A 24,944-nucleotide genomic window follows, 5' to 3' on the forward strand; every position below is an offset into this window, starting at 1 on the left:
ATAAGATGCTTACTGCTCGATAGGTTTCTTGCCTGTATGAAACCTGCCTCAATGACTTAACGCCGGCCTCGCGCCGGCGTTTTTTTTGGCATTGCACACGGGCTCGTGGCTTTCCTTTGCAGGTGCAGCATGTAGGCTGGCGCCGAACCAGAAAAGGAGGCTCCCATGGCCCTGCTCCGCGGCAAGACCGCCATCATCACCGGCTCCAACTCGGGCATCGGCCTTGGCGTGGCCGAGGAACTGGCGCGGGCGGGCGCCGATGTGGTGCTGAACAGCTTCACCGACCGCCCCGAGGATCACGCGCTGGCCGAGGCGCTGGGCGCCCGCCATGCGGTGAGCGCCCGCTACATCGCTGCCGACATGTCCAAGGGCGAGGATTGCCGCGCCCTGATCGAAAAGGCCGGCGGCTGCGACATTCTGGTGAACAACGCGGGCATCCAGTTCGTGGCGGCGGTGGATGAATTCCCGGTGGACAAGTGGAACCAGATTCTGGCGATCAACCTGTCCTCCGCCTTCCACACCACCGCCGCCGCCCTGCCGGGGATGAAGGCCAAGGGCTGGGGCCGGGTGGTCAACATCGCCTCGGCCCATGGCCTGACCGCCAGCCCGTTCAAATCGGCCTATGTCGCGGCCAAGCATGGCGTGGTCGGCCTGTCAAAGACCGTGGCGCTGGAAGTGGCGGGCAAGGGCATCACCTGCAACGCGGTCTGCCCGGGCTATGTGCTGACCCCGCTGGTCGAAGCGCAGATCCCCGACACGATGAAGCAATACAACATGGACCGCGAGACCGTGATCCGCGAGGTGATGCTGCAACGCCAGCCCTCGCGCCAGTTCGCCACGGTGGAACAGATCGGCGGCACCGTGGTTTACCTTTGCAGCCCCCATGCCGATCAGGTGACCGGCACGACAATCTCGGTCGATGGCGGCTGGACGGCGCTCTAAGGCCGGACGGCAGCGCAGGCGGCCAGCGTCGCCCCTCCGGGGGAGTATTTCAAAAGGTGCAAATGGCAAGGCATCGCAGGATTTGCACCTTGCCAAATACTCCCGCCGGAGGCGTCACCCGTGCCGGCAGATCAGGAGAAGCGATGACACGGATCAACCTGGCCTTGCAGGGTGGCGGCGCGCATGGCGCCTTTACCTGGGGCGTTCTGGACCGGCTGCTGGAGGAAGAGGGGCTGGAGATTGCCGCCATTTCGGGCACCTCGGCGGGGGCGCTGAATGCGGCGGCGCTGAAGGCCGGCTGGCTTGCCGATGGGGCGGCGGGGGCGCGGGCCAGTCTGGCGCGGCTTTGGGCCGATGTGGCAGAGTTGGGCGACCTGCGGCTGGCGCCCTGGCTCAAGGCGCTCTGGCCGCAGGCGGCGGCGGTGGCGGATTTCGTGACCTCGACCATGCCGGTCTCACCGGCGGGGATCGCGGCGCAACTGGTCACCCCCTATGCCTGGGGGCCCGGCTGGAGCAATCCGCTCGAGCCGGTGGTGCGGCGGCTGGATTTTGCGGGCGTCTGTGCCGACAAGGGGCCACAGCTTTTCATCGGGGCGACCCGGGTCAAAAGCGGGCGCATCCGGGTGTTTTCGGGCGAAGAGATCACCCCGGCGGTGCTGTTGGCCTCGGCCTGTCTGCCGACGGTATTTCAGGCGGTGGAGATTGAGGGCGAGCCCTATTGGGATGGCGGTTATTCTGGCAATCCGGCGCTGTTTCCGCTGTTTGCGCCCGATCTGCCGGATGATGTGCTGATCGTGTCGATCAACCCGATGGAGCGGCCGGGCCTGCCGGTGACGCCGATGGAAATACAGGACCGCATCAATGAAATCAGCTTCAACGCCGCCCTGTTGGGAGAGTTGCGGGCCATCGGCTTTGTCCGCCGCCTGATCGCGGAGGGCCGGGTCGAGCGGGGGCGGATGAAGGATGTGCGGCTGCATCTGATTGCCGACGATGCCACGATGACCGCGCTTTCGGCGGGGTCCAAGCTGTTGCCCAATCCGCGGCTGATCGAAAGCCTGCATCAGGCGGGGCGGCGGGCGGCGTCGAAATTCCTGCGCGCGGGCCGCGCCAAGCTGGGCCATGAGGCGACGCTGGACATCGCCAGCCTGCTGTCGTGAACGGATCAGCGGGCGGCGATGGCCGCCTGCGCCTGTTCCTTGGTCACCGGATAGACCAGACCGGCCGAAACGATCAGCCGGATCGCCTCATCCGCCTTCATGTCGAGGAAGATCACCTCGCGCGCAGGCACGAACAGCAACATCCCCGAGGTCAGCGGCGTCAGGCCGAGAAAGACCGAGACCATCTCTTCGCCTTCGGGCAGCTTAGCCGCGATTTCGCCCTTGGGCGCGGCCGAGACCATGCCCACGGCCCAGCTTCCGGGGCGGGGAAATTCCACCAGACAGGTGCGGTCAAAGCTTTTCTCGGATTTGGCAAAGAAGGTCTCGGTGACCTGTTTCACCCCGGAATAGATCGAACGCACCAAGGGAACCCGGTCCACGATGCCTTCGGCCTGCCGCATCAGGGTGCGCCCGATCAGCCCGCGCGCCAGCCAGCCCATCAGCGCGGTGAAGACAAGGAAGACCAACACCCCCACGCCGCGCACCGGGAAATTCGCCTCGGGGCCGAAATAGCGGCGCATCAGGGCATCGGGTTGCAGATGCGAGGGGATCAGCGGCAGGATCCAGCCGTCGATCCAGCCGATCACGCCCCAGACGACATAGATCGTCAGGCCGACCGGCAGCACCACGACAAGCCCGGTCAGGAAAGAGGAACGCAGCGCCCCGAGAAGGGAACGGCGCGCGGGGTGATCGGGTTCGGACATGGGGCCTCCTGCAAGCGTTCCCAATCTAGGCAGCCGGCCCGCCGGGCACAATGCGTCAGCGCGTCAAAGCCCGCGCAATTGCCGCCCCCAGCCGCGCATTGTTCAGAACAAGGGCGATGTTCGAGGTCAGCGAGCGCCCCTCGGTCAGGGCAAGGATGCGGTCCAGAAGGAAGGGCGTCACCTCTTTGGCGGCAATGCCCTGCGCCTCGGCCTCGGCCAGCGCGGTTTCGATGGCGGGGGTGATTTCGGCACGCGGGATTTCGGCCTCGACCGGGATCGGGTTGGCCACCAGTTGCCCGCCCGGCAGGCCCAGCCGCCCGCGCATCCGGTGAGCGGCGGCGATGGCCTCGGCGCTGTCCATCCGCAGGGGGGCCTTCAAACCGGACGAGCGCGACCAGAAGGCGGGGAAATCATCCTGCCCGAAGGCGATCACCGGCACGCCGGCGGTTTCCAGATATTCCAGCGTCTTGGGCAGGTCGAGAATGGCCTTGGCCCCCGCCGCCACCACGGTCACCGCCGTTGCGGCGAGTTCCGGCAGGTCGGCCGAAATGTCGAACGAGGTTTCGGCGCCGCGATGCACGCCGCCGATGCCGCCGGTGGCAAAAACCTCGACCCCGGCCAGTTGCGCACAGATCATCGTGGCGGCAACCGTGGTTGCCCCCATGCCGCCAGTCGCCAGACAGGCCGCCAGATCGGCGCGCGACAGTTTGGCAACATGGGACGCCTGTCCAAGACGGTCCAGAAGGGCATCGGTCAGGCCGATGTGAATCTGGCCGTCCATGATGGCAATCGTTGCGGGGGTGGCGCCATGGGCGCGCACCTCGGCCTCGACGGCGCGGGCGGCTTCTACGTTTTGTGGGAAGGGCATCCCATGGGTGATGATGGTGGATTCCAGCGCCACGATGGGGGTGCCAGCAGCACGGGCGGCGGCCACTTCGGGGGCGAAGGTGAGGGGAAGGCTCATGTGCCGATGTCTCCGGATACATAGATTGCGGCGGCGTGGATGGCGCGGGCAAGGGCCTCGGCCCGCGGGGCGCCCTGACGTTCGGCCACGATATGGGCCGCCATGAAGGTGTCGCCGGCGCCGGTGACGCGGGCGACCATGACCTGCGGTGGCGTGGCGGTGATCACACCCGCGCCTTGCGTGCCCTCGGCGCAGGGCTGGCCGCCATGGGTGACCAGCACCCGGGCGGCCCCGCGCAGCAAAAGCGCCTCGGCGGCCTCGGCGGCGGTTTCGGCGCAGCCCTGCGTCAGCAGGTTGGCCTCTTCGAGGTTCACATACAGCGTGGCGCGGGGATGGCGCATCAGCGGGCGCAGACGCTCGGCCTTGCCGGGGCTGGCGGGGGCGACGCGCAGATCGGCGGCAGCGAACAGCGGGCTGTCGGCGATGCGCGACAGCAGCGCCTCGGTCAGGTTGCCGTCCAGCGCGATCAGGCCGGGCCAGGGCGCCGCAACCGTTCCCAAGGCGCCATCGGCCAGCGGGGCAAGGATCTTGTCCCCCGCCGCTTCAAGCGAATGGGCATCGGCAATGGCCGCGATCAGGCCATTGGCGCCTTCGACCGCCATATAGCGGTCGGTCGGCAGGTCATCCGAGCGATAGGCATGATCGACCCGCAGGCCCAGACGGGCACAGGCGGCGATCAGCTCATCCCCTTCGGCGTCGCGGCCGATGGCGGTCAGGATGGCGGGGGTCAGGCCAAAGCGGGCCAGCGTCATGGCAATGTTCATCGCCACCCCGCCGGGCAGCCGGGTGATGCGCCCGGGCACATCGGCGCCCAGCCGCATGGAGGAGGGCGAACGCCCGATGATGTCCCACAGGACAGAGCCGATGCAGAGGATATCCGGTGTCATGGCCCTTTCATCGCCCGCCATCGCCAGAGGCGCAAGGGGGGTTGCAGCCGTCGCAGCGGCGGCAATTCCGTGCTAGGATGGCGGGGCAGGGCCTTTCCCTTGCGGGGGGCGGACCGCAGCCGGGTGGTCCCGCGGTTGCGGTCTTTGGGCGTGGGGCCGGGGAGGGCAGGATGTCACGCGAGGCCACCGCAGCGCTTTTGTCCCGAATGGGCGGCGGGCTGCATCTGACGGATGGCGGGCTGGAAACCGCGATGATCTTTCTTGAAGGGCTGGAACTGCCGCAATTCGCGGCCTTTCCCCTGCTGGACGATCCCGCGGGCAGGGCGGCGCTGGAACGCTATTTCACCGGCTTTCTCGATCAGGCGGCGGCCCTGGACATGGGCTTTGTGCTGGACACCGCCACATGGCGGGCCAGCGAAGGCTGGGGCGAGGTGATGGGCCTTGCCCCGGGCGCGATCGACCGCGCCAACCGGGCGGCGGTGGCCTTTGCCCAGGGTCTGCGCGATGGCCACGGCCGCGGTGCGGCCATCATCAACGGCGTGATCGGCCCGCATGGCGATGCCTACCGGCCCGACAGCGTGCTGGGCCCGGACGAAGCCTTTGACTATCACCACCGGCAGGTGGCCGTTCTGGCCGACGCGGGCGTGGATATGGTGACGGCGGTGACGATCTCCTCGACCGGCGAGGCGATCGGCATTGCCGAGGCGGCGCAGGATATGGGGGTGCCGGTGGCGCTGTCTTTCACGGTGGAAACCGACGGGCGGCTGATCGGCGGCCAGACCCTGCAAGAGGCGACGGCCCTTGTCGATGCCGCCACCGACGGTTACCCGGCGTGGTATGGCATCAACTGCGCCCACCCGTCGCATTTCGCCGACCAGTTGCGCGGCGGCTGGGCCGGGCGGATCGGTGCGATCCGGGCCAATGCCTCACGCCTCAGCCATGCCGAGCTGGATGAGGCGACCGAGCTGGACGCGGGCGACCCGCAGGCGCTGGCGGCGGACTATGCCGCGCTGCGCCGCCATCTGCCGGGGCTGCGGGTGCTGGGCGGCTGTTGCGGCACCGATCTGCGCCATGTCGCGGCCATCGGCCACAAATGCCGCTGATCCGGTCTTTCGGCTTGCGTTCCTGATCCGGCCAGCGTAAAGGGCGCGCACTTCACAGGCAGGTGCGGGCCTTTGCGGGGAGAAATCCCGCAGGGTCCACCGGTTGGGGGAAACCCTGAGATCACCTGCCAAGGGCAAAACCGGAAAGGATACGGACATGGCTCTTCCCGAGTTCACCATGCGTCAGCTTTTGGAAGCTGGCGTTCACTACGGCCACCAGACCGCACGCTGGAACCCCAAGATGGGCGAGTTCATCTATGGGGACCGCAACGGCATCCACATTCTCGACCTGACGCAGACCGTCCCGATGCTGGACGCCGCACTCAAGGTCGTGCGCGACACCGTCGCCAAGGGCGGCCGGATCCTGTTCGTCGGCACCAAGCGTCAGGCGCAAAAGCCGATCGCCGAAGCAGCCGAGCGTTGCGCGCAATTCTACATGAACCACCGCTGGCTGGGCGGCACGCTCACCAACTGGAAGACCATCTCGCTGTCGATCAACCGTCTGAAGCAGATCGACGAAGTTCTGGCTTCGGGCGCCGAGGGCCTGACCAAGAAAGAGCGTCTGAACATGGAACGCGATCAGGCGAAGCTGCAGGCTTCGCTGGGCGGCATCCGTGAAATGGGCGGCACCCCGGACCTGATCTTCATCATCGACGTTGGCAAGGAAGACCTCGCTATTCTGGAAGCGCAGAAGCTGGGCATTCCGGTTGTGGCCGTGGTTGACACCAACTGCTCGCCCAAGGGCGTGGACTATATCATCCCCGGCAATGACGACGCGGCCCGCGCCATCTCGCTTTACTGCGAACTGGTGGCCCGTGCGGCGCTGGACGGCATGTCGGCCCAATTGGGCGCCGCCGGCGTTGACCTTGGCGCGCTGGAAGCGGCGCCCGAAGAAGACGCCGCTGTCGAGGCCTGAGCCCCGTCACATGCTTGATACCCGGCGGTGTTAGCCGCCGGGCCATATCCGTTTTCAGGAGACTGACATGACAATCACCGCAGCGATGGTGAAGGAACTGCGCGATTCGACCGGCGCAGGCATGATGGACGCCAAGAAGGCGCTGACCGAGACCAATGGCGACATGGAAGCCGCCGTTGACTGGCTGCGCACCAAGGGCCTTGCCAAGGCCGCCAAGAAGGCCGACCGCGTTGCCGCCGAAGGTCTGGTGGGCGTCGCCGTGACCGATGGCCGCGGCGTGGCCGTGGAAATCAACTCGGAAACCGACTTTGTCGCCAAGAACGCCGACTTCCAGTCGCTGGTGCGCGAAGTGGCCAAGGTGGCGCTGCAAACCGGCGAGTCGGTTGAAGTGGTGCGGGCTGCCGACCTCAACGGCAAGACCGTTGACGAGGTGATCCAGGAATCGATCGCCCGGATCGGCGAAAACATGACCTTCCGCCGGATGCACATTCTGGAAGGCGAAACCGTTGTGTCCTATGTCCACAACGCCGCCACCGAAGGCATGGGCAAGATCGGCGTGCTGGTCGCGCTGAACGGCCCGGCCGACAAGGCGCAGGCCATCGGCAAGCAATTCGCCATGCACATCGCCGCCACCAACCCGCTGTCGCTCTCCGAAGCGACGCTGGACCCGGTGATCGTCGAGCGTGAACTGGCGGTGCAAACCTCCAAGGCGCTGGAAGAAAACGCCTCCTCGGCCAAGCCGAAGCCGGATGCCGTGATCCACAACAACATCATCCCGGGCCGCATGAAGCGCTTCCTGTCGGAAAACACGCTGCTGGGCCAGGCTTTCGTGATCAACCCGGACGTGACGGTGGAAGCCGCCGCCAAGGAAGCCGGCGTCGAAATCACCGGCTATGCCCGGGTGATGGTGGGCGAAGGCGTCGAGAAGAAGGAAGAAGACTTCGCAGCCGAAGTCGCCAAGATGGTTCAGGGCTGATCCATCTCGCAGATTGCAGGGCAGGGGCATCGGGGCAACCCGGTGCCCCTTTTCTTTTTGCCCTGTCCTATCGCCATGAAAAAGCGGTGCAGCCCATCGGACTGCACCGCGCGCCATGCCCAGGGGATGCGGGCAGAGGGCAGGGCCAAGCAGGGCCAGCCGGCAAAGAACCGGCCCCAGACAGGGAGAAGCCACGCCGGGGAAGCGCGGCCAGCCGTTGCAGACGGGTCAGGACTGAAAATGCAATCCATCCCCGTCTGCTGTTCCTGGCCGAAGCCATCACTCACGGAACGCGGAAAACGTCCCATTTTGGCAGGCTTGACGAAAGTCAGGGATTCCCTACCTCACCGCGACCAGCGGTTCCGGCTCGGGGTCGGGGGTGAAGATTAGGTTCATCAGCGCCGCCTTGGCCACCGCCTGCGCCGTGGTGTCCACGCTCAACGCCTCGCGCGTCAAGCGCAGGTGCTTTTCCACCATGGCCGGTGAAATCTCCATCAACAGCGCCACATCCTGCGTGGTCTTGCCATCGGCCACCCATTCCAGCGCCTCGCGCTGCCGCTGGGTCAGCGGTCGGCGGGCGGTGGGGAAGGGCAGGTGCGTCAGCTTCAGGTGCATCATGTGGCACAGCGCCAGAATCTCGTCCCGCCGCATCTCGAAGATGCGGTCAACCGTGGGCGGGTCCAGCCCCGGATCGGCGATCAGCCCCATCGCGCCCTTGGCCCGGGTCGAGCTTTCGGGGAAACTCACCGTGATGCCGGCCACGATCCCCATGGCAAGGTTCTGGCGCACGGTTTCGGCCTCTTCCGGCGTCAGGCGGCCCGCCAGAAACGCCTCGCGCACCCAGGACCAGGTGCAGGCGCCGACATTGTTCAGCGTCCAGCGAAAGGCCGGCGTCTTGGCGAAAAATCCGTTGCGGAAGTAGAATTGCGCATAGACCGGGTCCGCCGTGGTCAGAAACAGCGCATCATCCGGGTCACCGACCGACCGTTTGCCGCGAAACAGGGTGAAACCGTAATTCACCCGCGAAAACCCCATCGCAGCCAGATGCGAGGTTGCCAGCGACCAGACCTCGGCCATCGCCTTGGCCTCGGCAATGCGTGTCAAAAGCGACAGTATTTCTGTCACGTCGGCTTTCCCCATTTTGCGACAAGCGGTTGCGGTAATTCGCCCGGCTTGTCCTTTCCCCGACCGAAGTCTATGCCTTCGCGCAACGGTCTGTCGAGACCGTTCAACGGCGGAGAAGGCGAGATGACCGAAGGCGTGGATGTGGTGATCATTGGCGGGGCGGTGATGGGCGCCTCTTGCGCCTATTGGCTGACCCGGATGCAGCCCGGCCTGCGGGTGCTGGTGGCCGAGCGTGACATCAGCTTTGCCAAAGCCTCGACCGCGCTGTCAGTCGCCTCGATCCGCTCACAGTTCTCGACGGCGGTGAATGTGGAAATCTCGCGGTTCGGCGTTGATTTTATTCGGAATTTCCCTGAACGGCTTGGGGTTGAGGCCGGGGTAGGGAGCCTGGGTCTGAAAGAAAACGGCTATCTCTTCCTGTCGCATACCGCCGAGGGGGCCACGCTTTTGGAAGAGCTGGCCGCCATGCAGCGCAGCCACGGCGCCGCGACCGAGGTCTGGACCCCGGCGCAGGTGCAGGCGCGCTTTCCCTGGCTGAATGTCGAAGATCTGTCGGCAGGCAGCTTCGGCACCCGGGACGAAGGCTGGTTCGACAATATGGGCCTTTTGGCCGGTTTCCGCGCCGCAGCCAAGGCGCAGGGCGCGCGGTTTGTGACGGATGAGGCGGTGGGGCTGGAAATCACCGGCGGCAAGGTGACGGGCGTGCATCTGGCCAAGGGCGGGCTGATCGCCTGCAATGCTGCGGTGAATGCCGCGGGCACCCGTGCGGCCGTGGTCGCCGGCTGGGCCGGGCTTGCGCTGCCGGTCGAGCCGCGCAAACGCACGGTCTTCGTGATCGACGCCCCGAACGCGCGCCACCCCGATGCGCCCTTGCTGGTGGATACCGGATTTTACCTGCGCCCCGAGCAGGGCCAGTGGATTACCGCCACCGTGCCGCAGAACGACGGCCCCTGTGACGCCGACGATTTCGAGCCGGACCTGAACCTGTTCGAAGAGGTGATCTGGGAACAACTCTGGAACCGCGCGCCGGGCTTTGACGCGGTGAAGGTGGTGCGCCACTGGGTGGGACATTACGCCTATAACACCTTGGACCAGAACGCGATTTTGGGTCCGCACCCGGAACTGCCGAGCCTTTTCTTCATGAACGGCTTCTCCGGCCACGGTCTGCAGCAATCGCCGGCCATCGGGCGCGGCCTGGCCGAACACATCCTGCACGGCGGCTGGCAAAGCATTGATCTGTCAGATCTTTCGATAGACCGCGTTCTGCAGGGCAAAGCCTTCCGCGAAGCCGCCGTGGTGTAAAAAGGGCCGCCTCAGGGCGGCCCCCACCGCACGGTCAATTAACGCATAATCTATATTATGTCATTATAAGCTCCCGCCGCCCATGCCGATACAGCCCTGAAATGCCTGACAAACCGTCAATACATCGAACAATCATCTGTGGGAGGTTTGGCGCACCCAGCACGATTCGAACGTGCGACCTTTGCCTTCGGAGGGCAACGCTCTATCCAGCTGAGCTATGGGTGCCTTGTCGCGCTGCTATAGCCTGACACGCCCGGCGGTGCAACGCGAAACCGCCGGGAAGTTCAGGCAAAAAGCTCGTGACACAGTTCCAGCGCCGAGATCAGCGCATCGACTTCCTCGGTGGTGTTATAAAGGCCGAAGGACGCGCGGCAGGTCGCGTGCTGGCCCATCCGCTCCATCAGCGGCATGGCGCAATGGGTGCCGGCACGCACGGCAATGCCGCGCTTGTCCAGCACGGTCGAGATGTCATGCGCATGGGCGGCCCCTTGCAGCGTGAAGGAGAAGATCGCACCCTTATCGGTCGAATTTCCCTGTATCTGCAACCAGTTGAGGCCCGAAAACCGCGCTTGGGCATAGTCGCGCAAGGCCCGCTCATGCGCGCCGATATAGGCCATGCCGAGTGCCATCAGGTATTCAAGCGCCACGCCCATGCCGATCTGCTGCACGATGCCAGGCGTTCCGGCCTCAAACTTCATGGGCGGGTCGTTGTAGGTCACCGTGTCGCGTGTCACCTCGCGGATCATATCGCCGCCGCCAAGGAACGGCCGCATCTCGGCCATCCTCTCATGGCGAATGAATATCGCACCGGAACCGCTTGGCCCGTATAGCTTATGTCCGGTGATCGCATAGAAGTCGCAGCCCATGGCCTGCACGTCCACCGGCATATGCACCGCGCCCTGACTGCCATCGACCAGCACCGGCACGCCACGCGCCCGGGCGGCGGCGCAGATCGCGGCAATATCCACCACGGTTCCGGTGACATTCGACATCTGGGTCACGGCGACCAGTCGGGTTTTCGGCCCGATGGCGTCGATCACCGCCTGCGGGTCAAGATCGCCCTTGTCGTCGCAATCCACCCATTTTAGCACAACCCCTTGACGTTCCCGCAGAAAATGCCACGGAACGATATTGGCGTGATGCTCCAGCACCGACAGAACAATCTCGTCGCCCGGCTGCAAACGCGGCGCGGCCCAGGCGTAAGAGACCAGATTGATCCCCTCGGTCGTGCCCGAGGTGAAGACGATCTCCTCTTCCGACCCGGCATTCAGAAAGCGCGCAACAATGCCGCGCACCGCTTCATACTTTTCGGTCGCAAGATTGGAGAGATAGTGCAAGCCACGGTGAACATTGGCATATTCCATCGAATAGGCCTGCGTGACCGCATCAATCACCACCTGCGGCTTTTGCGCCGAAGCACCGTTGTCGAGATAGATCAGCGGCTTGCCGTTCACCTGCCGCGACAGGATCGGGAAATCGGCGCGGATGCGGTTCACGTCATACATGGCTTAACCTCCCGGGCTGATGCCCAAAATCCCGACAAACAGCACGCCCACCGCCAGCGCGGTGGCCAGAATGCCCAGAAACACCATCCCCAGCCGGCGAAAGCCATGCAGCTCGGCGGTAAAGACCGTCAGCAGCCACAGGAACAGCCCCATCGCCATCAGCCCCAGCAGTTCGGCCAGAAGCGGCAGCGCAAAGATCAGCACAAGCTGCGCCAGTTGCACCAAGAGCAGCACCGCCTCAAGCCAGGCCATCAGCGCCACCGCATCCGACAGCGCCCCGCGGCCGCCGAACAACCGTCCGATGAAGAAAATCAGAAAGGCCGCAACGCCTTGCACGGCGACCTGCATCAGCGCAAGGCCGAAGGGGCTGCCAAAGACCGCTGCCATCGCCGGATCGTCGCCCATCCCCGAGGCGAGGAATGTCAGCGCCGCCAGCACGGCCGCCAGAACCGAGGTGAGCAGAAGCGCCAGAACCGCCGTGCCCAACGGCAGCCGCAGCGCGATCACCCGCTGCGCGCCCGCCCGCGCGTCAATCACCGTATCGCGGGCCGCAAGCACCAGACCTTCCAGCATCAGCCGCGCTCCGCCTCGACCAGCATTGAAAGCCAGATCCACAAAAATCCGCCCCCGGCAAGCAGTTGCACCGCGATCAGCCCCGGGCTTGGCCCGATCATCCCGGCCACCAGACCCTGCAACAGCGCCACAGGTGCCACCGCCAGAAGCGCCCAGAAGAACGCCAGACGCGCCCCGAACCCCTGCCCCTTGCCGCCGACCGCCCGGGCCGCCAGATGGCTGAGACCCGCCACGGCATAGGCCAGCAGCGGCAGGAGGAACAGGCTGCCCAGCAGCGCCCCGCCCAGCCGCGCCTCAAGCGGGGTGGTGGGGTCCAGATAGGCGGCGCGGGCATGAACCGGCCATTGCGCCACGAAGAGCAGCCCGCAAGCCGCCATCAACAGCGCAAGGGCGCGGTCTTCGCGCGGCCCCTGCCCCAGCTTCTCGCGGATCAGCGCCCTTGGGTGCCGCCATGCCCGCAGCATATCGGTCGAGACGGCCATTCAATGCGCGTGGCGGTGAAGCCAGCCCTCCAGACGGCTGCGGATGTCTTCGGCAATCGCCTCGTCCTCGATCTCGCCAATCGCTTCGGCAAGGAAGGCCAGCACCAAAAGCGATTGCGCCTGCCGCAGCGGCACCCCACGCGAGCGCAGGTAGTAAAGCGCGGTATCGTCAATCGCACCCGAGGTGCTGCCATGGCTGCATTTCACGTCATCGGCGTAGATTTCCAGTTCCGGCTTGGCCAGAAACTGGCTGTCGCCGTCCAGAAGCAGGCTTTGGGAAATCTGATAGCCGTCCGTCTTTTGCGCGCCGGGCTTCACCAGGATCTTGCCCTGAAACACGCCGACGGCGCCATTCTTCAGCACCTTCTTGAAAACCTGACGGCTTTCGCAACGCTCGCCCTCATGGGTGATGAAAACGGTGTCGTCATGGTGGAAATCGCCGTCGCCCATCGAGGCGCCCGCGACATGGGCCACGGCATCGTCGCCCACCAGTTCCAGCACCGCATCGTTGCGCGTCAGGCGGCCATTGGCGGTCAGGGTGAAGGATTTGAACAGCGCCCCTGCCCCGATCCGGGCAAAGACATGGGTCGCCGCGCGGCGGGCGTGGTCACGACCCTGCGCGCGGATGTGGTGGAAGCGGGCGCCCGTCCCCACCTCGACCTCCAGCACCTTGGTAAAGCGCGCGGCAGCGGGACCGTTTTCCAAGAGCGTCAGTTCGGCACCCGGCTCAAGCTTCACGCAGTGATGCAGGATTGCATCGGAAGTCTCTGACACATGGCGATAAATCAGGGAAACCGGCTTGGCCGCCCGGCCCGTCACCCGGATCAGCACGCCGTCCGAGGCAAAGGCGCTGGCCAGCGCCGCCAGCGGGCGTTGCACCGGGGTCTGTCCCCGCGCCTCCAGCGCGCCATAAAGGCCCTGCGCCCAGTGGATATCGGCCGCGCCAGCCTCGGCAAGCCGCTCGATCTCGACCCCGGCCAGCGTCAGATCGTCCGAAGCGTCAGCATCGAACACGCCATCGGTGAAGACCAGCTTCACCCGGTCGATACCGTCGAACACCGGCGTCTCATCGCCGGCGTCAAAGGCGGCGGCGGGCGGCGCCTCGGGCGTGGTCAGGCTGGTCGGATCGGTATAGCGCCAGTATTCATCGCGCTTGCCCGGCAGGCCCATCGCGCCCAGCCGCGCCAGCGCCTCGGACCGCGCCGCACCCAGCCAGCCACGGGCGTCAAAGGACAGGCCCGCAAGCCGCGCCGTCAGCGCATCCTGTTTCGCCTTGGGAAGGTTCATTGCGCCACCTCGGCCAGAAGATCGGCGTAACCGTTGTTCTCAACCTCAAGCGCCAGTTCCGGCCCACCCGACTTGATGATCCGGCCTGCGGCCATGATATGCACCACGTCGGGTTTGATATGGTCCAGAAGCCGTTGATAATGCGTGATGACAAGGAAAGACCGCCCGGCATCGCGCAGCGCGTTCACGCCATCGGCCACCAGCTTCATCGCATCCACGTCAAGGCCGGAATCGGTCTCGTCCAGAATGCACATCTTGGGTTCCAGCATGGCCATTTGCAGGATTTCGTTGCGCTTCTTCTCGCCGCCCGAAAAACCGACATTGACCGGACGCTTCAGCATTTCCGCGTCGATCTTCAGCGTCTTGGCCTTGGCCCGCACCAGTTTCAGGAAATCCCCGGCCGAGAGTTCCTCTTCGCCGCGGGTCTTGCGCTGCGCATTCAACGCGGTGCGCAGGAAGGTCATATTGCCAACCCCCGGAATTTCCACGGGATATTGGAAGGCAAGGAACAGGCCCGCCGCCGCCCGCTCTTCCGGCTCCATCTCCAGAAGTTCCTGCCCTTCCAGCGTGGCGGAACCCTCGGTCACTTCATAGCCATCGCGGCCCGACAGCACATAGGACAGCGTGGACTTGCCCGAGCCGTTCGGCCCCATGATGGCATGCACCTCGCCTGCGCCAATCTTCAGATCGACACCGCGCAGGATCACCTTGTCCTCGTCTTCAAGCTTCACATGCAGGTTGTTGATTTCCAGCATTTTATCCTCATTCTACTTTTGACGGTCCCGTCAGCGCGGGTCCAGATAGCTGTCGGCCAGCAGCCGCAATGCCGCAGGCGACAGGGCTGTGGGGGTGAGTTCGAACCGCGCCAGCCGGCCGGCCTTTGCCACCGGCTGCACCAGAGTTTCGACACGGTGATAATGCGGGCGATCGTCGTAATCGTCCCAAAGCACGGTGACCGGATGCGGCGTCTTCAGCATCACGGTCAGGAAACAGGCGATGCGGAACCGCCCGTCAACCAAGACGACATCCGGCGCAACGAACCCGGGTTCGTCCCAGATTTCAATGGGATAACCGGCCCATTTCATGTGGCTGCGCAGATATTTCGGATAGCCCCAATCGCGGGTCGTGCCGATATCCGCATGATGGACCGTCACCGGCGAGGCCGGGGGATGCGCCGTGAACCAGTCGCGCATCCGCTGCGCCCAGGCCCGGTCGCTTTCAACCGAGGTCACGGTCTTGCCCGCCATCTCGGCCGCCAGCACGGTCGAGCCGCCCGAGCCATATTCCAGGATCACACGCCCCGCCGCATAGGCCGCCGCCACCGCCGCCGCCTCATCGGGCGGCAGGGTCAGTATGGGTGCCGTGTCTGCGGGCGGGACACTCATTTGACGGCCTTGAATTTGGGGGACAAGAGATGATCGGGCAAAAGCCGCAGATAGGCGTCGGCCAGATTGCGCCGGGCCAGCCCGCGGCGCACCGCCTCGTCCAGACAATACAGCACAAGACTGTGACTTTCGAGGACCAAAGACGCCAGCAGCGTCAGATGCAGAACCTGCTGGTCACTCCATCCGGCGATCCCGGCAGGGTTGCGGATATAGGCCACATCGCCATCAACCGCCTGATCGGCCGTCGCCTCACGCGCCAGAAACTTGCGCCGCGACGAGTTCAGTTGAAAACTGTTGATCGACAGCAGCTTGTGGATGGCAAAGCCCTGCGCCGTCAGCACGGCATCCACGCCAGCCGCCATCGGCTCGCCTTCATAAAGGCGGAAATAGCGCTGTTCGGTAATCACGACCACGGCTTCGCCCAAGGCGCCGAGGGCATGGGCCAGCACCGCCGCTTCGCCACCCTGAATGTCGATCTTGATCAGATCAACCGCACCCAGCGTATCGAGATCGTCCAGCCGGACGGTCTGGAACGGCACTTTGGCAGTGATTTCCTGCCAGTCGCCGGTGGCAAGGATACGGGCTTCAGGATTGGGCGGAAAGACCGAGGCAAACCCCTGCGAGGTGTAAAGATGCAGGATCTGCGCACTGCCATCGCCGACGGCATGGGGAAAATAGGTCTCGTTCGGGCCCTTGTCGCGCATCAGGGCGGCAAATGCTTTGTCCTGCGGCTCGAATCCCACCACGTCGCATCCGCCCAGCCGCAGCAAGGCCGCATAAGGCGCCGCGTCCAGCAGCGGATTGGCACCGACATCCACCACCCGCGTCAGGCGCGCGAAAGGCAGTTCGGCGCGCAACAGCGCCAGATGTGCCGCAAGTGTCGAGACCTCGGTCTCAGCCAAGACGCACCGCCGTTCCCGAGGCCGAGACCATCAGCATGTTGTTGATCACCTCATAGTCGAGGTCCACCCCGACAATGGCCTGCGCCCCCAGCGCCGCGGCCTTTTGCTCCATCTCGCGCAGCGCGGTTTCACGGGCGCGGCCCAATTCCTGTTCATAGGCAGCCGAGCGGCCACCCACGATGTCACGGATGCCCGCGAAGAGGTCGCGGAAGATGTTGGCGCCCAGAATGGCCTCGCCGGTGACGATGCCCAGATAGCCGGTGATGGCACGGCCTTCGATCGAGGGGGTGGTGGTGACGATCATCCGTTTGCTCCGCTTACGGGGGTCATCAGACCCGGCAACTCAAACCCGAGGTTTGCGAGCCCGGCCTGAAAGGCGCCGTGGAACGGCAGCCAAAGGAACAAGCCCATCACAAACCCCATCAGAAACCGGCTGGTCCTTATGGCCCCCATGAGGGCAAGGCTGATCAGCCGCCACAACACCACGGCCACCAGCGCCGCTGCGATCACCGCCCAAAGGCCCTTGGTCTCCAGATGGTCAAAAGCCCAGTCCACCACATGCGGCCCCCGTGTCAGCAGCGCCGCCGAACCGGCAAAGGACAGGAACAAAGCACCCGACATCAGCCCGGCAACGCCGCCCAGCGTGAGGTCGATGGCCGCGCGGTCTGCCCCCGGGTCGCGGATTGGCTGCACCGCCGCGTCGGCTGAACCGGCTGCCGCCCGTCGCGCCCGCAGATGCGGCACCATCCACAGCGCCGCAAAGGCCAGCGCGAGCGGCAGCGTCACCTCGCGCCGCTCCAGCAGCGCCGGATCACGCCAGAGTGCAACGCCGATTCCGCCGCCCAGAACGGCCAAGGCCGCACCGCGCCAGAGGCGGCCTCCTGTGGCAATCTGGCGCGCCCGCTCCGCCATCAGCCCACAGAACCCTCAAGGCTGATCGCCACAAGGCTTTGCGCCTCCATGGCAAACTCCATCGGCAGGGCTTGCAGCACTTCCTTGCAGAAGCCGTTCACCACCAGCGCCACCGCCTCTTCTTCATCCATGCCACGGCTGCGGCAGTAGAAGAGTTGATCGTCGTCCACCTTCGAGGTGGTCGCCTCATGCTCGACGCGCGAGGAGTTGTTCTTCACCTCAATATAGGGAACCGTATGGGCGCCGCATTTGTCGCCGATCAGGAGGCTGTCGCATTGGGTGTAATTGCGGCTGTCGGTGGCCTTGGGGTGCATCGACACCAGCCCGCGATAGGTGTTCTGCGCGCGGCCCGCCGAAATCCCCTTGGACACGATGCGCGACTTGGTGCGCTTGCCCAGATGGATCATCTTGGTGCCGGTGTCGGCCTGTTGGGCATTGTTGGCGATGGCGATGGAGTAGAACTCCCCTTGGCTGTCATTGCCGCGCAGAATGCAGGACGGATATTTCCATGTGATCGCCGAGCCGGTTTCCACTTGCGTCCACATCACCTTGGCCCGGTCGCCCCGGCAATCGGCGCGCTTGGTGACAAAGTTGTAGATGCCGCCCTTGCCGTTCTCATCGCCCGGATACCAGTTCTGGACGGTGGAATACTTCACCTCGGCGTCTTCCAGAATGACGATTTCCACAACGGCGGCATGGAGTTGGTGGGTGTCCCTCTTCGGCGCGGTGCAACCTTCGAGGTAGGACACATAGCTGCCCTTGTCGGCAATGATCAGCGTCCGCTCAAACTGGCCGGTGTTTTCGGCATTGATGCGGAAATAGGTCGAAAGCTCCATCGGGCATTTGGTGCCCGGCGGGATGTAGACAAAGGAACCATCTGAAAACACGGCGGAATTCAGCGTGGCAAAGAAATTGTCCGACTGCGGCACGACCGAGCCCAGATATTTCTGCACCAGTTCGGGATGTTCGCGCACCGCTTCGGAGATCGAGCAGAAGATCACCCCGGCCTTGGCCAGTTCCGCCTTGAAGGTGGTGCCGACCGAAACCGAATCGAAGACGGCATCCACGGCCACCTTGCGCTCACCCTCGGGCGCCTCGACACCGGCCAGAAGCGCTTGTTCCTTCAGCGGAATTCCGAGTTTCGCATAGGTGGCCAGCAGTTTCGGGTCCACCTCGTCCAGCGATTTGGGCTTCACGCCCATGCTCTTGGGCTTGGCGTAGTAATACTGGTCCTGATAGTCGATTTCCGGGTAATGCAGCATGGCCCAACGCGGCTCTTCCATCTGCAACCAGCGGCGATAGGCGGCAAGGCGCCAGTCCAGCATCCATGCCGGTTCGCCGTTCTTTTCGGAAATCAGCCGCACGATATCCTCCGACAGGCCCTTGGGGGCATATTCGGTTTCAATCTCGGTTTCCCAGCCGTATTTGTATTTGCCCGCCATGGCCTGAACGGTTTCGATGGTTTCCCGATCGACGCCATCCCGCACTTCAGTTTCCAAAGCCGCCATGGCTTGTCCTTTCCTCATAAGGGGTTACCCCCCGTCATTCATGCGGCGCGCGAACGGATGCGCCGGTAGTCGCGGCTCCAGGCTTCGGTGAAGCGCAGAACCTCTTCCTCGGTGGTCGAAGGGCCGATCGAGATGCGGATGGCCTGTGCGGCCTGCCCCTCGTCATAGCCCATCGCCCGTAGCACGCGGCTGGCGCGCACCTTGCCGCTGGAACAGGCCGAGCCTGCCGAAACGGCAAAGCCGGCAAGGTCCATCGCCATCACCTGCGTCTCACCCTTCCAGCCGGGCGCGATGAGGCACAGCGTGTTGGGCAGGCGCGGCACCGATTTTCCGACTGAAATAGTCTCAAATCCCTGGGCAGACAATGCTGAGTCTAGAATATTTCTAATCTCCGCCACCTGCTCCCACACCCCATCGGCCAGATCGCGCGCAGCCGCCGCAGCAGCCGCGCCAAAACCCGCAATGCCAATCAGGTTTTCGGTGCCCGCACGGCGCCCCATCTCTTGCCCGCCACCCTTGAGCTGCGGCGACACATCCAGCCCGCGGCGCAGCACCAGCGCACCTACGCCCTTCGGCCCGCCCAGCTTGTGCGCGGCGACAAGACCCATGTCACAGCCCAGCCAGTTGAAGGCGAGCGGCAGCTTGCCGAAGCCCTGCGTCAGGTCTGACACCGCCAGCCCCTGCGGCAGATCCTGCACCACCCCGGTTTCCGAATTGGCCAGTTGCAGCGCCGTGCGGGCCGGATCGGTCACCGCCACCCTGCCCTGCGCATCCACCGGCAGCACACCATCACACCAGGCGGCCACCGCCTCATGCTCCACCGCTGCGCAAGCCAGCCCCCGCCCGGCGCAGGCCAGTGCCGCCGCCTCGGTCGCGCCCGAGGTGAAGACGATATCTGCCCCTTCCGCCCCCAAGGCCGCCGCCACCTGCACCCGCGCCTTCTCGATCAGCGCCTTGGCCGCCCGACCTTCGGAATGCACCGAGGAAGGGTTGCCCACCACCTCCATCGCCGCAACCATCGCCGCCTTCGCCTCGGGGCGCAGCGGGGTGGTGGCGTTCCAGTCGAGATAGCTGCGCCTCACTCGTCCACCACCTGAAACAGCGCCGGAACCGCCGGGCAGGGCTTCATCTGATTGCCGATCACATCCGAAAGCCGGGTCTGGTGCAGGAAGACATAGACCTGCGCCGAAAGCCCCTCCCACAGCCGGTTGGTCATGCTCTGCGCCCGTGTGCCCGAGACGCCGCCACTGGCCCCCGCCCCGGTGTGCAGCGCGTCCACGGTCTCTTCCACCGCCTCCATCACCTCGCTGACGCGGATATCGGCCGGCGGCCGCGCCAGACGGTAACCGCCGCCCGGGCCGCGCACCGCCTCGACCAGACCGGCGCGGCGCAGCTTGACGAAAAGCTGCTCCAGATAGGGCAGCGAGATGTCCTGCCGCTTGGAAATCGCGGCCAGCGACATCAGCTCATCGCCGCCCGCCCGCGCCTCGGCCAGCGCCAGATCGGCCAGCGCCACCATCGCATAGCGCCCCTTGGTCGAGAGTTTCATGCCTGCACCTGCAAATCCATTGACGCCAAAGCCCCCGGACATTACCTGCAAAAGGCAATGCCATCCATGGGCTTCACTCTTGGAATGGTTCTAAGTTATCCGAGGGATTCCGTCAAGAAATCCCTCGCGCAAGAGGCGGATCGAATGCCCGAAGTGATTTTTGCCGGCCCTGAGGGCCGTCTGGAAGGCCGCTACCACCCGCAGAAGGACCGCGACGCGCCGATTGCCATCGTGCTGCATCCGCACCCGCAATATGGCGGCACGATGAACAACAAGGTGGTGTATAACCTGCACTACGCCTTCTATAACCTTGGCTTCACGGTGATGCGGTTCAACTTCCGCGGCGTCGGGCGTAGCCAAGGCGAATATGACATGGGCATCGGCGAATTGTCCGATGCGGCCTCGGCGCTCGACTATCTGCAAAGCATGAACCAGAACGCCAAGCATTGCTGGGTCGCTGGCTTCAGCTTTGGCGCCTGGATCGGGATGCAGCTTCTGATGCGGCGGCCCGAGATCACCGGCTTCATCTCGGTCGCGCCGCCGGCGAACCTGTATGATTTCAGCTTCCTCGCCCCCTGCCCCTCGTCCGGTCTGATCATCAACGGCACCGCCGACAAGGTAGCGCCGCCGAAGGATACCGTCAGCCTTGTGAACAAACTGCACGAGCAGAAGGGCATCACCATCACCCATGAACAGATCGAAGGCGCCGATCACTTCTTCAAGGATGATGAACATCACATGAAGCCGATGATCGACACGGTTTCGACCTATGTGAAGCGTCGTCTGGGCGAGGTCAGCCGCTGACATGGCCATCCTTCAGGATCTGACCGAGGCTTTGGCCAAGGACGTGCTGGACGCGCAGGACGAGCTGGGCGACGACCGTTTCTATGAAAAGGTCTCGAAGATCCTGCTCGACGCCTCACCCACCACGCAGGAAGCCTTCATGACGGCGGTGCGGGTGATCCTGGCCGAGCGGCGGGCGCGCAAGTTCCTTGAAGGCAGCCTGAAGGCCAAGCGGACCGGCGCCGCCGCCCCGATGGCGCCGCGCGATTCGGTGGGGCATTGAGCCGGACATCGGGGCGGGTTCTGGCCGCCACCGGCATGGCGATCCTGCCGCCGGTGGCACTTCTTGCCCTTCTGGCGCGCGCCGAAGAATCCTGGCGCGAATGCTATTATGAAACGCCCTTCGGCTATGCGGCGGCCCTGAAATCTCAGGTCACGCTGCTCAACCTTGCGCTGGCCCTCACACCCTTTGCCGTTCTTGCCGCCCTCTGGCTGTGGTGCACGCGAAAGACCCGGACATTCCTGATCTGGGCCGCCCTTGCCACGCTGTGCCTTGCCCCGCTGCTGCCGGTTGAGGGGCTGCATCATTGTGACAGAAAGGGGATGCAGGGCGGGTGGCTTGTCCTCCTGCTGCTGCCGCTTGGGCTGCTGGCCATCGGCATGGCCCTTTGGAACACCAAACACGAGGCCGCAACATGAGCGCCGATCTTGACGCCCAATTCGCCTTTCTGAACGAGGCGGACCGGCTGAAATCGGTGCTGCGCGCCACGACGCTGTGCGACGGGTCGCGGCGGGAAAACTCGGGTGAGCATTCGTGGCATCTGGCGCTTTATGCCATGGTGCTGGAGGGTCAGGCGGCGCCGGGCGTGGACATCAACCGCGTTATCCGAATGCTCCTGATCCACGATCTGGTCGAGATTGATGTGGGCGACGTGCCGATCCATTCGGCCAATGGCCTTGCCCATGCCAGCGCCGATACGATGGCCGCCGAAAAACGCGCCGCCGACCGGATTTTCGGCCTGCTGCCGCAAGATCTGGCCGTGGCCTTCCGCGCGCTCTGGGATGAGTTCGAGGCAGCCGAAACCCCCGATGCCGTCTTTGCCAAATCGCTGGACAGGGTGCAGCCGGTGATGGCCAATCTGCAATCGGGCGGCGGGACTTGGGTTACCTATGATGTGACCTATGACCAGTTGGAGAGTCGGGTTGGCGTCAAGGTGGCGCGCGGCGCCCCGCAACTCTGGGAGTGGGTCAGGGCCAAGGCGCGCCTCTGGTTCGCGTAGGATGGGCAATATGCCCATCCCGCCGCAAGCATCCCGCCCGACGACAGGCTGCGACAATTCTGTATACCGTCGCATACCATCTTCCCCGCGCGCCGCTTTTCCGCTATGCAGCCCCCATCCGAATCCCCACAGCCAAGAGGCCCAAGATGACCAAAATCAAGGTAGCCAACCCCGTCGTCGAGCTTGACGGCGACGAGATGACCCGGATCATCTGGGACTTCATCAAGCAAAAGCTGATCCTGCCCTATCTCGACATCGACCTGAAGTATTACGACCTCGGCATCGAGGAGCGGGACCGCACCAATGACCAGATCACCATCGACTCTGCCGAGGCGATCAAGAAATACGGTGTCGGCGTCAAATGCGCGACCATCACCCCCGATGAGCAGCGGGTGGAAGAGTTCAACCTGAAACAGATGTGGAAGTCGCCCAACGGCACCATCCGCAACATCCTTGGCGGCGTGATCTTCCGCGAGCCGATCATCTGCAAGAACGTCCCCCGTCTGGTGCCCGGCTGGACCCAGCCCATCGTGGTCGGCCGTCACGCCTTTGGCGACCAGTATCGCGCCACCGATTTCCGCTTCCCCGGCGCGGGCAAGCTGACGATGAAATTCGTCGGCGAGGACGGCACCGTGATCGAGAAAGACGTTTACAGCGCGCCCTCCTCGGGCGTGTTCATGGGCATGTATAACCTGGATGACAGCATCGGCGATTTCGCCCGCTCGTCCTTCAACTATGGTCTGCTCAAGGGCTGGCCGGTCTATCTCTCGACCAAGAACACCATCCTCAAGGCCTATGACGGCCGCTTCAAGGATATCTTCGCCAAGATCTATGCCGAAGAATTCGAAGAGCAGTTCAAGGCCAAGGGCATCCATTACGAGCACCGCCTGATCGACGATATGGTCGCTTCGGCGATGAAATGGTCGGGCGGCTATGTCTGGGCCTGCAAGAACTATGACGGCGACGTGCAGTCGGACACCGTGGCGCAGGGCTTTGGCTCGCTGGGTCTGATGACCTCGGTCCTGATGACGCCCGATGGCAAGATTGTTGAGGCCGAAGCCGCCCACGGCACCGTGACCCGCCACTACCGCGAGCATCAGAAGGGCAAGGCGACCTCGACCAACTCGATCGCCTCGATCTTCGCCTGGACCGGCGGGCTGAAGCACCGCGCCAAGCTGGACGGCAACGAACAACTGATGCGCTTTGCCACCACGCTGGAAAAGGTCACCGTGGACACGGTCGAAGACGGCTGGATGACCAAGGATCTCGCGCTGCTGGTCGGCCCGGATCAGAAATGGCTGACCACCATCGGCTATCTGGAAAAGGTCGATGAATATCTGAACAAGGCGCTGGCCGGCTGAATGGCGGGATGGGCAGATTGCCCATCCTACACCTGATGGCCCGCTGGGCCGCGTAGGATGGGCAATCTGCCCATCCTTTTTTCTTGCCGCTCAACAAGCCGCCCGCCCCGGCGCCAGAAGGCCGGGCAGCGGGGGCGCCGGTGGTTCCGGCTCAAGCCCGATGTCGCGCAGGAGATGCGGACTGAGCCGGGCGATCAGATCCGGCGGATGGGCTGGCCTTGGCCGCCTTGCACGCAGCATCAGCCGCAACAGCGTCACCAGCACGCGGCGCCCGCCATGCAGGCGGATCAGTTCGGAAAGCGCGGCGACAGGTGTGGCAGACGGGTCAATATGGGTCTGGATCATCGGGATTCCCGCCGGGATTTGCCCGGGCGGCCTCTGGAGTTTGGATGTGGGAAAGCCGGAACGGACAGACCATCCGAAGGGATGGCAAGTCAGCATCGACTTGGGAAAGGATCAGGCCCTGAAACGGGCGGCGGCGTCAGATCGGTCGGTTTGACCGGCGCAGTCCGTAAGCCTGATACGCTCCGCCAATTGCGAAGGTCGAGCGGGTGATATTCATCGCAGCCTCCCTTCGTGTTGGCGGATGCCGCTCTCGTGCCGCAGCGGGCACCGGGCTGTAAAGCCCCCCTTTGCCCGGATTTTCGCTCCTGCGGTTTTGGCGCCACAGGCTGCGCGTGCAGAAATAGGGTCAGCATTATTGACATTATAGCCACCTCTGCTAGGCTGCCCCCATGTCCGACCCGACCCATCATTCCGCCATCGAAGATGCCCAAGGCATCGCCTTTGGCGTCTGCATGGGGGCGGTGGGGATGCATGTGCTGTCCTATATGGGCTTTGTCGCGGGCCAGACCCCCGGCATCGCCGCCCTGATTGCCCATGTCACCGGATGGAGCTTTCCGGCGGTCTATTTCGCGGTTTCGGCGCCGTTTCTGGTCTTTGGCTGGCGGCGGATGGGGGCGGGCTTTGCGCTCAAGACGCTGGCCACCGTTGCGGCGCTGTCGCTGCTGACTGCCCTCTTGCCGCGCTGGATCAGCTTTGACCATATCGCGCCGGGTTTCGCGGCCATCCTGTTCGGCTCACTCTTCGGCATTGCCGCGCTGGCGGTGGTGCGCCATGGCGGCAGCTTCGGCGGGGTGTCGATCCTGTGGCTGATGTTACAGGACCGCACCGGCTTTCGCGCGGGCTATGCGCAACTGATCTTCGATGCGGCGCTCTTCGCGCTGTCAGCCTTTTTCATCGCGCCCGCTACGCTGGGCTGGTCATTCCTCGGTGCGCTGGTCTTCAACCTGTTTCTTGCGATAAACCACCGCAAAGACCGCTATATCGCCACCTGAGAGG

The 24,944-nt window shown here is 64.5% G+C and carries 29 protein-coding genes and 1 tRNA gene; 12 read left to right on the forward strand and 18 right to left on the reverse strand.

Features of this window, described 5'->3' with window-relative positions; genetic code table 11:
• Positions 1 to 165 precede the first annotated feature (165 nt).
• Together HS053_RS16380 and HS053_RS16385 are read left to right on the forward strand one after the other, a co-directional pair.
• Positions 166 to 942 carry a 3-hydroxybutyrate dehydrogenase gene (locus tag HS053_RS16380; RefSeq protein WP_174212342.1) on the forward strand — a complete coding sequence of 259 codons (777 nt, stop codon included), beginning with the start codon at positions 166 to 168 and terminating at the stop codon, positions 940 to 942.
• Between the two features lie 143 nt (positions 943 to 1,085).
• A complete protein-coding gene (locus HS053_RS16385; protein WP_174212343.1) occupies positions 1,086 to 2,099 on the forward strand; it encodes a patatin-like phospholipase family protein in 1,014 nt (337 codons plus the stop codon).
• Between the two features lie 5 nt (positions 2,100 to 2,104).
• Here HS053_RS16385 and HS053_RS16390 read toward each other — a convergent pair whose 3' ends face one another.
• The 3 genes from HS053_RS16390 to HS053_RS16400 are packed head-to-tail and all read right to left on the reverse strand — an operon-like array spanning position 2,105 to position 4,654.
• On the reverse strand, positions 2,105 to 2,803 hold the full coding sequence (locus HS053_RS16390) for a DUF502 domain-containing protein (protein WP_174212344.1): 699 nt from the start codon (positions 2,801 to 2,803) through the stop codon (positions 2,105 to 2,107).
• A 55-nt stretch (positions 2,804 to 2,858) separates the two neighbouring features.
• A complete protein-coding gene (locus tag HS053_RS16395; RefSeq protein ID WP_174212345.1) occupies positions 2,859 to 3,767 on the reverse strand; it encodes a pseudouridine-5'-phosphate glycosidase in 909 nt (302 codons plus the stop codon).
• On the reverse strand, positions 3,764 to 4,654 hold the full coding sequence (locus HS053_RS16400; RefSeq protein WP_347233345.1) for a PfkB family carbohydrate kinase: 891 nt from the start codon (positions 4,652 to 4,654) through the stop codon (positions 3,764 to 3,766). The genes HS053_RS16395 and HS053_RS16400 overlap by 4 nt, the downstream gene beginning before the upstream one ends.
• 170 nt (positions 4,655 to 4,824) lie before the next feature.
• Between HS053_RS16400 and HS053_RS16405 the strand changes: the two genes are divergently transcribed.
• The 3 genes from HS053_RS16405 to tsf all read left to right on the forward strand — a co-directional run bounded on the left by HS053_RS16405 (position 4,825) and on the right by tsf (position 7,649).
• Positions 4,825 to 5,757 carry a homocysteine S-methyltransferase family protein gene (locus tag HS053_RS16405; protein WP_174212347.1) on the forward strand — a complete coding sequence of 311 codons (933 nt, stop codon included), beginning with the start codon at positions 4,825 to 4,827 and terminating at the stop codon, positions 5,755 to 5,757.
• A 157-nt stretch (positions 5,758 to 5,914) separates the two neighbouring features.
• On the forward strand, positions 5,915 to 6,673 hold the full coding sequence (gene rpsB, locus HS053_RS16410) for a 30S ribosomal protein S2 (RefSeq protein WP_174212348.1): 759 nt from the start codon (positions 5,915 to 5,917) through the stop codon (positions 6,671 to 6,673).
• Positions 6,674 to 6,740: 67 nt separating this feature from the next.
• Positions 6,741 to 7,649: a translation elongation factor Ts gene (gene tsf, locus HS053_RS16415; protein ID WP_174212349.1), complete on the forward strand. Its 909-nt coding sequence runs from the start codon at positions 6,741 to 6,743 to the stop codon at positions 7,647 to 7,649.
• Positions 7,650 to 7,988: 339 nt separating this feature from the next.
• On the opposite strand, the gene HS053_RS16420 is transcribed toward tsf, so the two are convergent.
• Positions 7,989 to 8,789, reverse strand: a complete 801-nt coding sequence (locus tag HS053_RS16420) for a helix-turn-helix transcriptional regulator (protein WP_174212350.1) — start codon at positions 8,787 to 8,789, stop codon at positions 7,989 to 7,991.
• Positions 8,790 to 8,897: 108 nt separating this feature from the next.
• Here HS053_RS16420 and HS053_RS16425 point away from each other — a divergent pair, with 108 nt between their 5' ends.
• Positions 8,898 to 10,076, forward strand: coding sequence for an NAD(P)/FAD-dependent oxidoreductase (locus HS053_RS16425; RefSeq protein WP_174212351.1), 1,179 nt, complete (start codon positions 8,898 to 8,900; stop codon positions 10,074 to 10,076).
• Between the two features lie 148 nt (positions 10,077 to 10,224).
• On the opposite strand, the gene HS053_RS16430 is transcribed toward HS053_RS16425, so the two are convergent.
• From HS053_RS16430 to iscR, 13 genes are all read right to left on the reverse strand, one after another.
• Positions 10,225 to 10,301: transfer RNA gene (locus tag HS053_RS16430), tRNA-Arg, on the reverse strand.
• A gap of 59 nt (positions 10,302 to 10,360) precedes the next feature.
• Positions 10,361 to 11,581 (reverse strand): cysteine desulfurase, encoded by a 1,221-nt coding sequence (locus tag HS053_RS16435; protein WP_174212352.1) that lies wholly within the window; start codon positions 11,579 to 11,581, stop codon positions 10,361 to 10,363.
• A 3-nt stretch (positions 11,582 to 11,584) separates the two neighbouring features.
• A complete protein-coding gene (locus HS053_RS16440) occupies positions 11,585 to 12,154 on the reverse strand; it encodes a YIP1 family protein (RefSeq protein ID WP_174212353.1) in 570 nt (189 codons plus the stop codon).
• On the reverse strand, positions 12,154 to 12,636 hold the full coding sequence (locus HS053_RS16445) for a YIP1 family protein (protein WP_174212354.1): 483 nt from the start codon (positions 12,634 to 12,636) through the stop codon (positions 12,154 to 12,156). The genes HS053_RS16440 and HS053_RS16445 overlap by 1 nt, the downstream gene beginning before the upstream one ends.
• The gene (gene sufD / locus HS053_RS16450) at positions 12,637 to 13,923 is read right to left on the reverse strand and encodes a Fe-S cluster assembly protein SufD (protein WP_174212355.1); all 1,287 of its coding nucleotides are present in this window, start codon (positions 13,921 to 13,923) and stop codon (positions 12,637 to 12,639) included.
• The gene (gene sufC, locus HS053_RS16455) at positions 13,920 to 14,678 is read right to left on the reverse strand and encodes a Fe-S cluster assembly ATPase SufC (RefSeq protein WP_174212356.1); all 759 of its coding nucleotides are present in this window, start codon (positions 14,676 to 14,678) and stop codon (positions 13,920 to 13,922) included. The genes sufD and sufC overlap by 4 nt, the downstream gene beginning before the upstream one ends.
• A gap of 30 nt (positions 14,679 to 14,708) precedes the next feature.
• Positions 14,709 to 15,308, reverse strand: a complete 600-nt coding sequence (locus tag HS053_RS16460; protein ID WP_174212357.1) for a class I SAM-dependent methyltransferase — start codon at positions 15,306 to 15,308, stop codon at positions 14,709 to 14,711.
• On the reverse strand, positions 15,305 to 16,210 hold the full coding sequence (locus tag HS053_RS16465) for an FkbM family methyltransferase (RefSeq protein WP_174212358.1): 906 nt from the start codon (positions 16,208 to 16,210) through the stop codon (positions 15,305 to 15,307). The genes HS053_RS16460 and HS053_RS16465 overlap by 4 nt, the downstream gene beginning before the upstream one ends.
• Positions 16,203 to 16,514, reverse strand: a complete 312-nt coding sequence (locus HS053_RS16470; protein ID WP_174212359.1) for a heavy metal-binding domain-containing protein — start codon at positions 16,512 to 16,514, stop codon at positions 16,203 to 16,205. Before HS053_RS16470 ends, HS053_RS16465 begins: the two co-directional genes overlap by 8 nt.
• The gene (locus HS053_RS16475; RefSeq protein ID WP_174212360.1) at positions 16,511 to 17,122 is read right to left on the reverse strand and encodes a hypothetical protein; all 612 of its coding nucleotides are present in this window, start codon (positions 17,120 to 17,122) and stop codon (positions 16,511 to 16,513) included. Before HS053_RS16475 ends, HS053_RS16470 begins: the two co-directional genes overlap by 4 nt.
• Entirely contained in the window at positions 17,122 to 18,630 is a 1,509-nt protein-coding gene (gene sufB, locus HS053_RS16480; RefSeq protein WP_174212361.1) for a Fe-S cluster assembly protein SufB, read from the reverse strand. The genes HS053_RS16475 and sufB overlap by 1 nt, the downstream gene beginning before the upstream one ends.
• Positions 18,631 to 18,668: 38 nt before the next feature.
• The gene (locus HS053_RS16485) at positions 18,669 to 19,712 is read right to left on the reverse strand and encodes an aminotransferase class V-fold PLP-dependent enzyme (protein WP_174212362.1); all 1,044 of its coding nucleotides are present in this window, start codon (positions 19,710 to 19,712) and stop codon (positions 18,669 to 18,671) included.
• The gene (gene iscR / locus HS053_RS16490) at positions 19,709 to 20,179 is read right to left on the reverse strand and encodes a Fe-S cluster assembly transcriptional regulator IscR (protein ID WP_174212363.1); all 471 of its coding nucleotides are present in this window, start codon (positions 20,177 to 20,179) and stop codon (positions 19,709 to 19,711) included. The genes HS053_RS16485 and iscR overlap by 4 nt, the downstream gene beginning before the upstream one ends.
• A gap of 144 nt (positions 20,180 to 20,323) precedes the next feature.
• On the opposite strand from iscR, the gene HS053_RS16495 reads away from it, so the two are divergent.
• The 5 genes from HS053_RS16495 (at position 20,324) to HS053_RS16515 (ending at position 23,603) form a co-directional block, all read left to right on the forward strand.
• A complete protein-coding gene (locus HS053_RS16495; protein WP_174212364.1) occupies positions 20,324 to 20,983 on the forward strand; it encodes an alpha/beta hydrolase in 660 nt (219 codons plus the stop codon).
• 1 nt (position 20,984) lies between these two features.
• The gene (locus HS053_RS16500; RefSeq protein WP_174212365.1) at positions 20,985 to 21,245 is read left to right on the forward strand and encodes a hypothetical protein; all 261 of its coding nucleotides are present in this window, start codon (positions 20,985 to 20,987) and stop codon (positions 21,243 to 21,245) included.
• Positions 21,242 to 21,661, forward strand: coding sequence for a hypothetical protein (locus HS053_RS16505; RefSeq protein WP_174212366.1), 420 nt, complete (start codon positions 21,242 to 21,244; stop codon positions 21,659 to 21,661). Before HS053_RS16500 ends, HS053_RS16505 begins: the two co-directional genes overlap by 4 nt.
• A complete protein-coding gene (locus HS053_RS16510; RefSeq protein WP_174212367.1) occupies positions 21,658 to 22,242 on the forward strand; it encodes an HD domain-containing protein in 585 nt (194 codons plus the stop codon). Before HS053_RS16505 ends, HS053_RS16510 begins: the two co-directional genes overlap by 4 nt.
• Before the next feature lie 146 nt (positions 22,243 to 22,388).
• Positions 22,389 to 23,603, forward strand: coding sequence for an NADP-dependent isocitrate dehydrogenase (locus HS053_RS16515; RefSeq protein WP_174212368.1), 1,215 nt, complete (start codon positions 22,389 to 22,391; stop codon positions 23,601 to 23,603).
• A 90-nt stretch (positions 23,604 to 23,693) separates the two neighbouring features.
• Here the strand turns inward: HS053_RS16515 and HS053_RS16520 are convergent, their stop codons facing one another.
• The gene (locus HS053_RS16520; protein WP_174212369.1) at positions 23,694 to 23,948 is read right to left on the reverse strand and encodes a hypothetical protein; all 255 of its coding nucleotides are present in this window, start codon (positions 23,946 to 23,948) and stop codon (positions 23,694 to 23,696) included.
• Between the two features lie 389 nt (positions 23,949 to 24,337).
• On the opposite strand from HS053_RS16520, the gene HS053_RS16525 reads away from it, so the two are divergent.
• Entirely contained in the window at positions 24,338 to 24,940 is a 603-nt protein-coding gene (locus tag HS053_RS16525) for a YitT family protein (protein ID WP_174212370.1), read from the forward strand.
• Positions 24,941 to 24,944: the final 4 nt, after the last annotated feature.

This window comes from Tabrizicola fusiformis (assembly GCF_013328815.1).
Taxonomy (GTDB): domain Bacteria; phylum Pseudomonadota; class Alphaproteobacteria; order Rhodobacterales; family Rhodobacteraceae; genus Fuscibacter.

Excerpts from the sequence above, each read along its gene's own strand:
- HS053_RS16380 (WP_174212342.1), top strand. The coding sequence starts at position 166 with ATGGCCCTGCTCCGCGGCAAGACCGCCATCATCACCGGCTCCAACTCG.
- HS053_RS16385 (WP_174212343.1), top strand. The coding sequence starts at position 1,086 with ATGACACGGATCAACCTGGCCTTGCAGGGTGGCGGCGCGCATGGCGCC.
- HS053_RS16390 (WP_174212344.1), bottom strand. The coding sequence starts at position 2,803 with ATGTCCGAACCCGATCACCCCGCGCGCCGTTCCCTTCTCGGGGCGCTG.
- HS053_RS16395 (WP_174212345.1), bottom strand. The coding sequence starts at position 3,767 with ATGAGCCTTCCCCTCACCTTCGCCCCCGAAGTGGCCGCCGCCCGTGCT.
- HS053_RS16400 (WP_347233345.1), bottom strand. The coding sequence starts at position 4,654 with ATGACACCGGATATCCTCTGCATCGGCTCTGTCCTGTGGGACATCATC.
- HS053_RS16405 (WP_174212347.1), top strand. The coding sequence starts at position 4,825 with ATGTCACGCGAGGCCACCGCAGCGCTTTTGTCCCGAATGGGCGGCGGG.
- rpsB (WP_174212348.1), top strand. The coding sequence starts at position 5,915 with ATGGCTCTTCCCGAGTTCACCATGCGTCAGCTTTTGGAAGCTGGCGTT.
- tsf (WP_174212349.1), top strand. The coding sequence starts at position 6,741 with ATGACAATCACCGCAGCGATGGTGAAGGAACTGCGCGATTCGACCGGC.
- HS053_RS16420 (WP_174212350.1), bottom strand. The coding sequence starts at position 8,789 with ATGGGGAAAGCCGACGTGACAGAAATACTGTCGCTTTTGACACGCATT.
- HS053_RS16425 (WP_174212351.1), top strand. The coding sequence starts at position 8,898 with ATGACCGAAGGCGTGGATGTGGTGATCATTGGCGGGGCGGTGATGGGC.
- HS053_RS16435 (WP_174212352.1), bottom strand. The coding sequence starts at position 11,581 with ATGTATGACGTGAACCGCATCCGCGCCGATTTCCCGATCCTGTCGCGG.
- HS053_RS16440 (WP_174212353.1), bottom strand. The coding sequence starts at position 12,154 with ATGCTGGAAGGTCTGGTGCTTGCGGCCCGCGATACGGTGATTGACGCG.
- HS053_RS16445 (WP_174212354.1), bottom strand. The coding sequence starts at position 12,636 with ATGGCCGTCTCGACCGATATGCTGCGGGCATGGCGGCACCCAAGGGCG.
- sufD (WP_174212355.1), bottom strand. The coding sequence starts at position 13,923 with ATGAACCTTCCCAAGGCGAAACAGGATGCGCTGACGGCGCGGCTTGCG.
- sufC (WP_174212356.1), bottom strand. The coding sequence starts at position 14,678 with ATGCTGGAAATCAACAACCTGCATGTGAAGCTTGAAGACGAGGACAAG.
- HS053_RS16460 (WP_174212357.1), bottom strand. The coding sequence starts at position 15,308 with ATGAGTGTCCCGCCCGCAGACACGGCACCCATACTGACCCTGCCGCCC.
- HS053_RS16470 (WP_174212359.1), bottom strand. The coding sequence starts at position 16,514 with ATGATCGTCACCACCACCCCCTCGATCGAAGGCCGTGCCATCACCGGC.
- HS053_RS16475 (WP_174212360.1), bottom strand. The coding sequence starts at position 17,122 with ATGGCGGAGCGGGCGCGCCAGATTGCCACAGGAGGCCGCCTCTGGCGC.
- sufB (WP_174212361.1), bottom strand. The coding sequence starts at position 18,630 with ATGGCGGCTTTGGAAACTGAAGTGCGGGATGGCGTCGATCGGGAAACC.
- iscR (WP_174212363.1), bottom strand. The coding sequence starts at position 20,179 with ATGAAACTCTCGACCAAGGGGCGCTATGCGATGGTGGCGCTGGCCGAT.
- HS053_RS16495 (WP_174212364.1), top strand. The coding sequence starts at position 20,324 with ATGCCCGAAGTGATTTTTGCCGGCCCTGAGGGCCGTCTGGAAGGCCGC.
- HS053_RS16500 (WP_174212365.1), top strand. The coding sequence starts at position 20,985 with ATGGCCATCCTTCAGGATCTGACCGAGGCTTTGGCCAAGGACGTGCTG.
- HS053_RS16510 (WP_174212367.1), top strand. The coding sequence starts at position 21,658 with ATGAGCGCCGATCTTGACGCCCAATTCGCCTTTCTGAACGAGGCGGAC.
- HS053_RS16515 (WP_174212368.1), top strand. The coding sequence starts at position 22,389 with ATGACCAAAATCAAGGTAGCCAACCCCGTCGTCGAGCTTGACGGCGAC.
- HS053_RS16520 (WP_174212369.1), bottom strand. The coding sequence starts at position 23,948 with ATGATCCAGACCCATATTGACCCGTCTGCCACACCTGTCGCCGCGCTT.
- HS053_RS16525 (WP_174212370.1), top strand. The coding sequence starts at position 24,338 with ATGTCCGACCCGACCCATCATTCCGCCATCGAAGATGCCCAAGGCATC.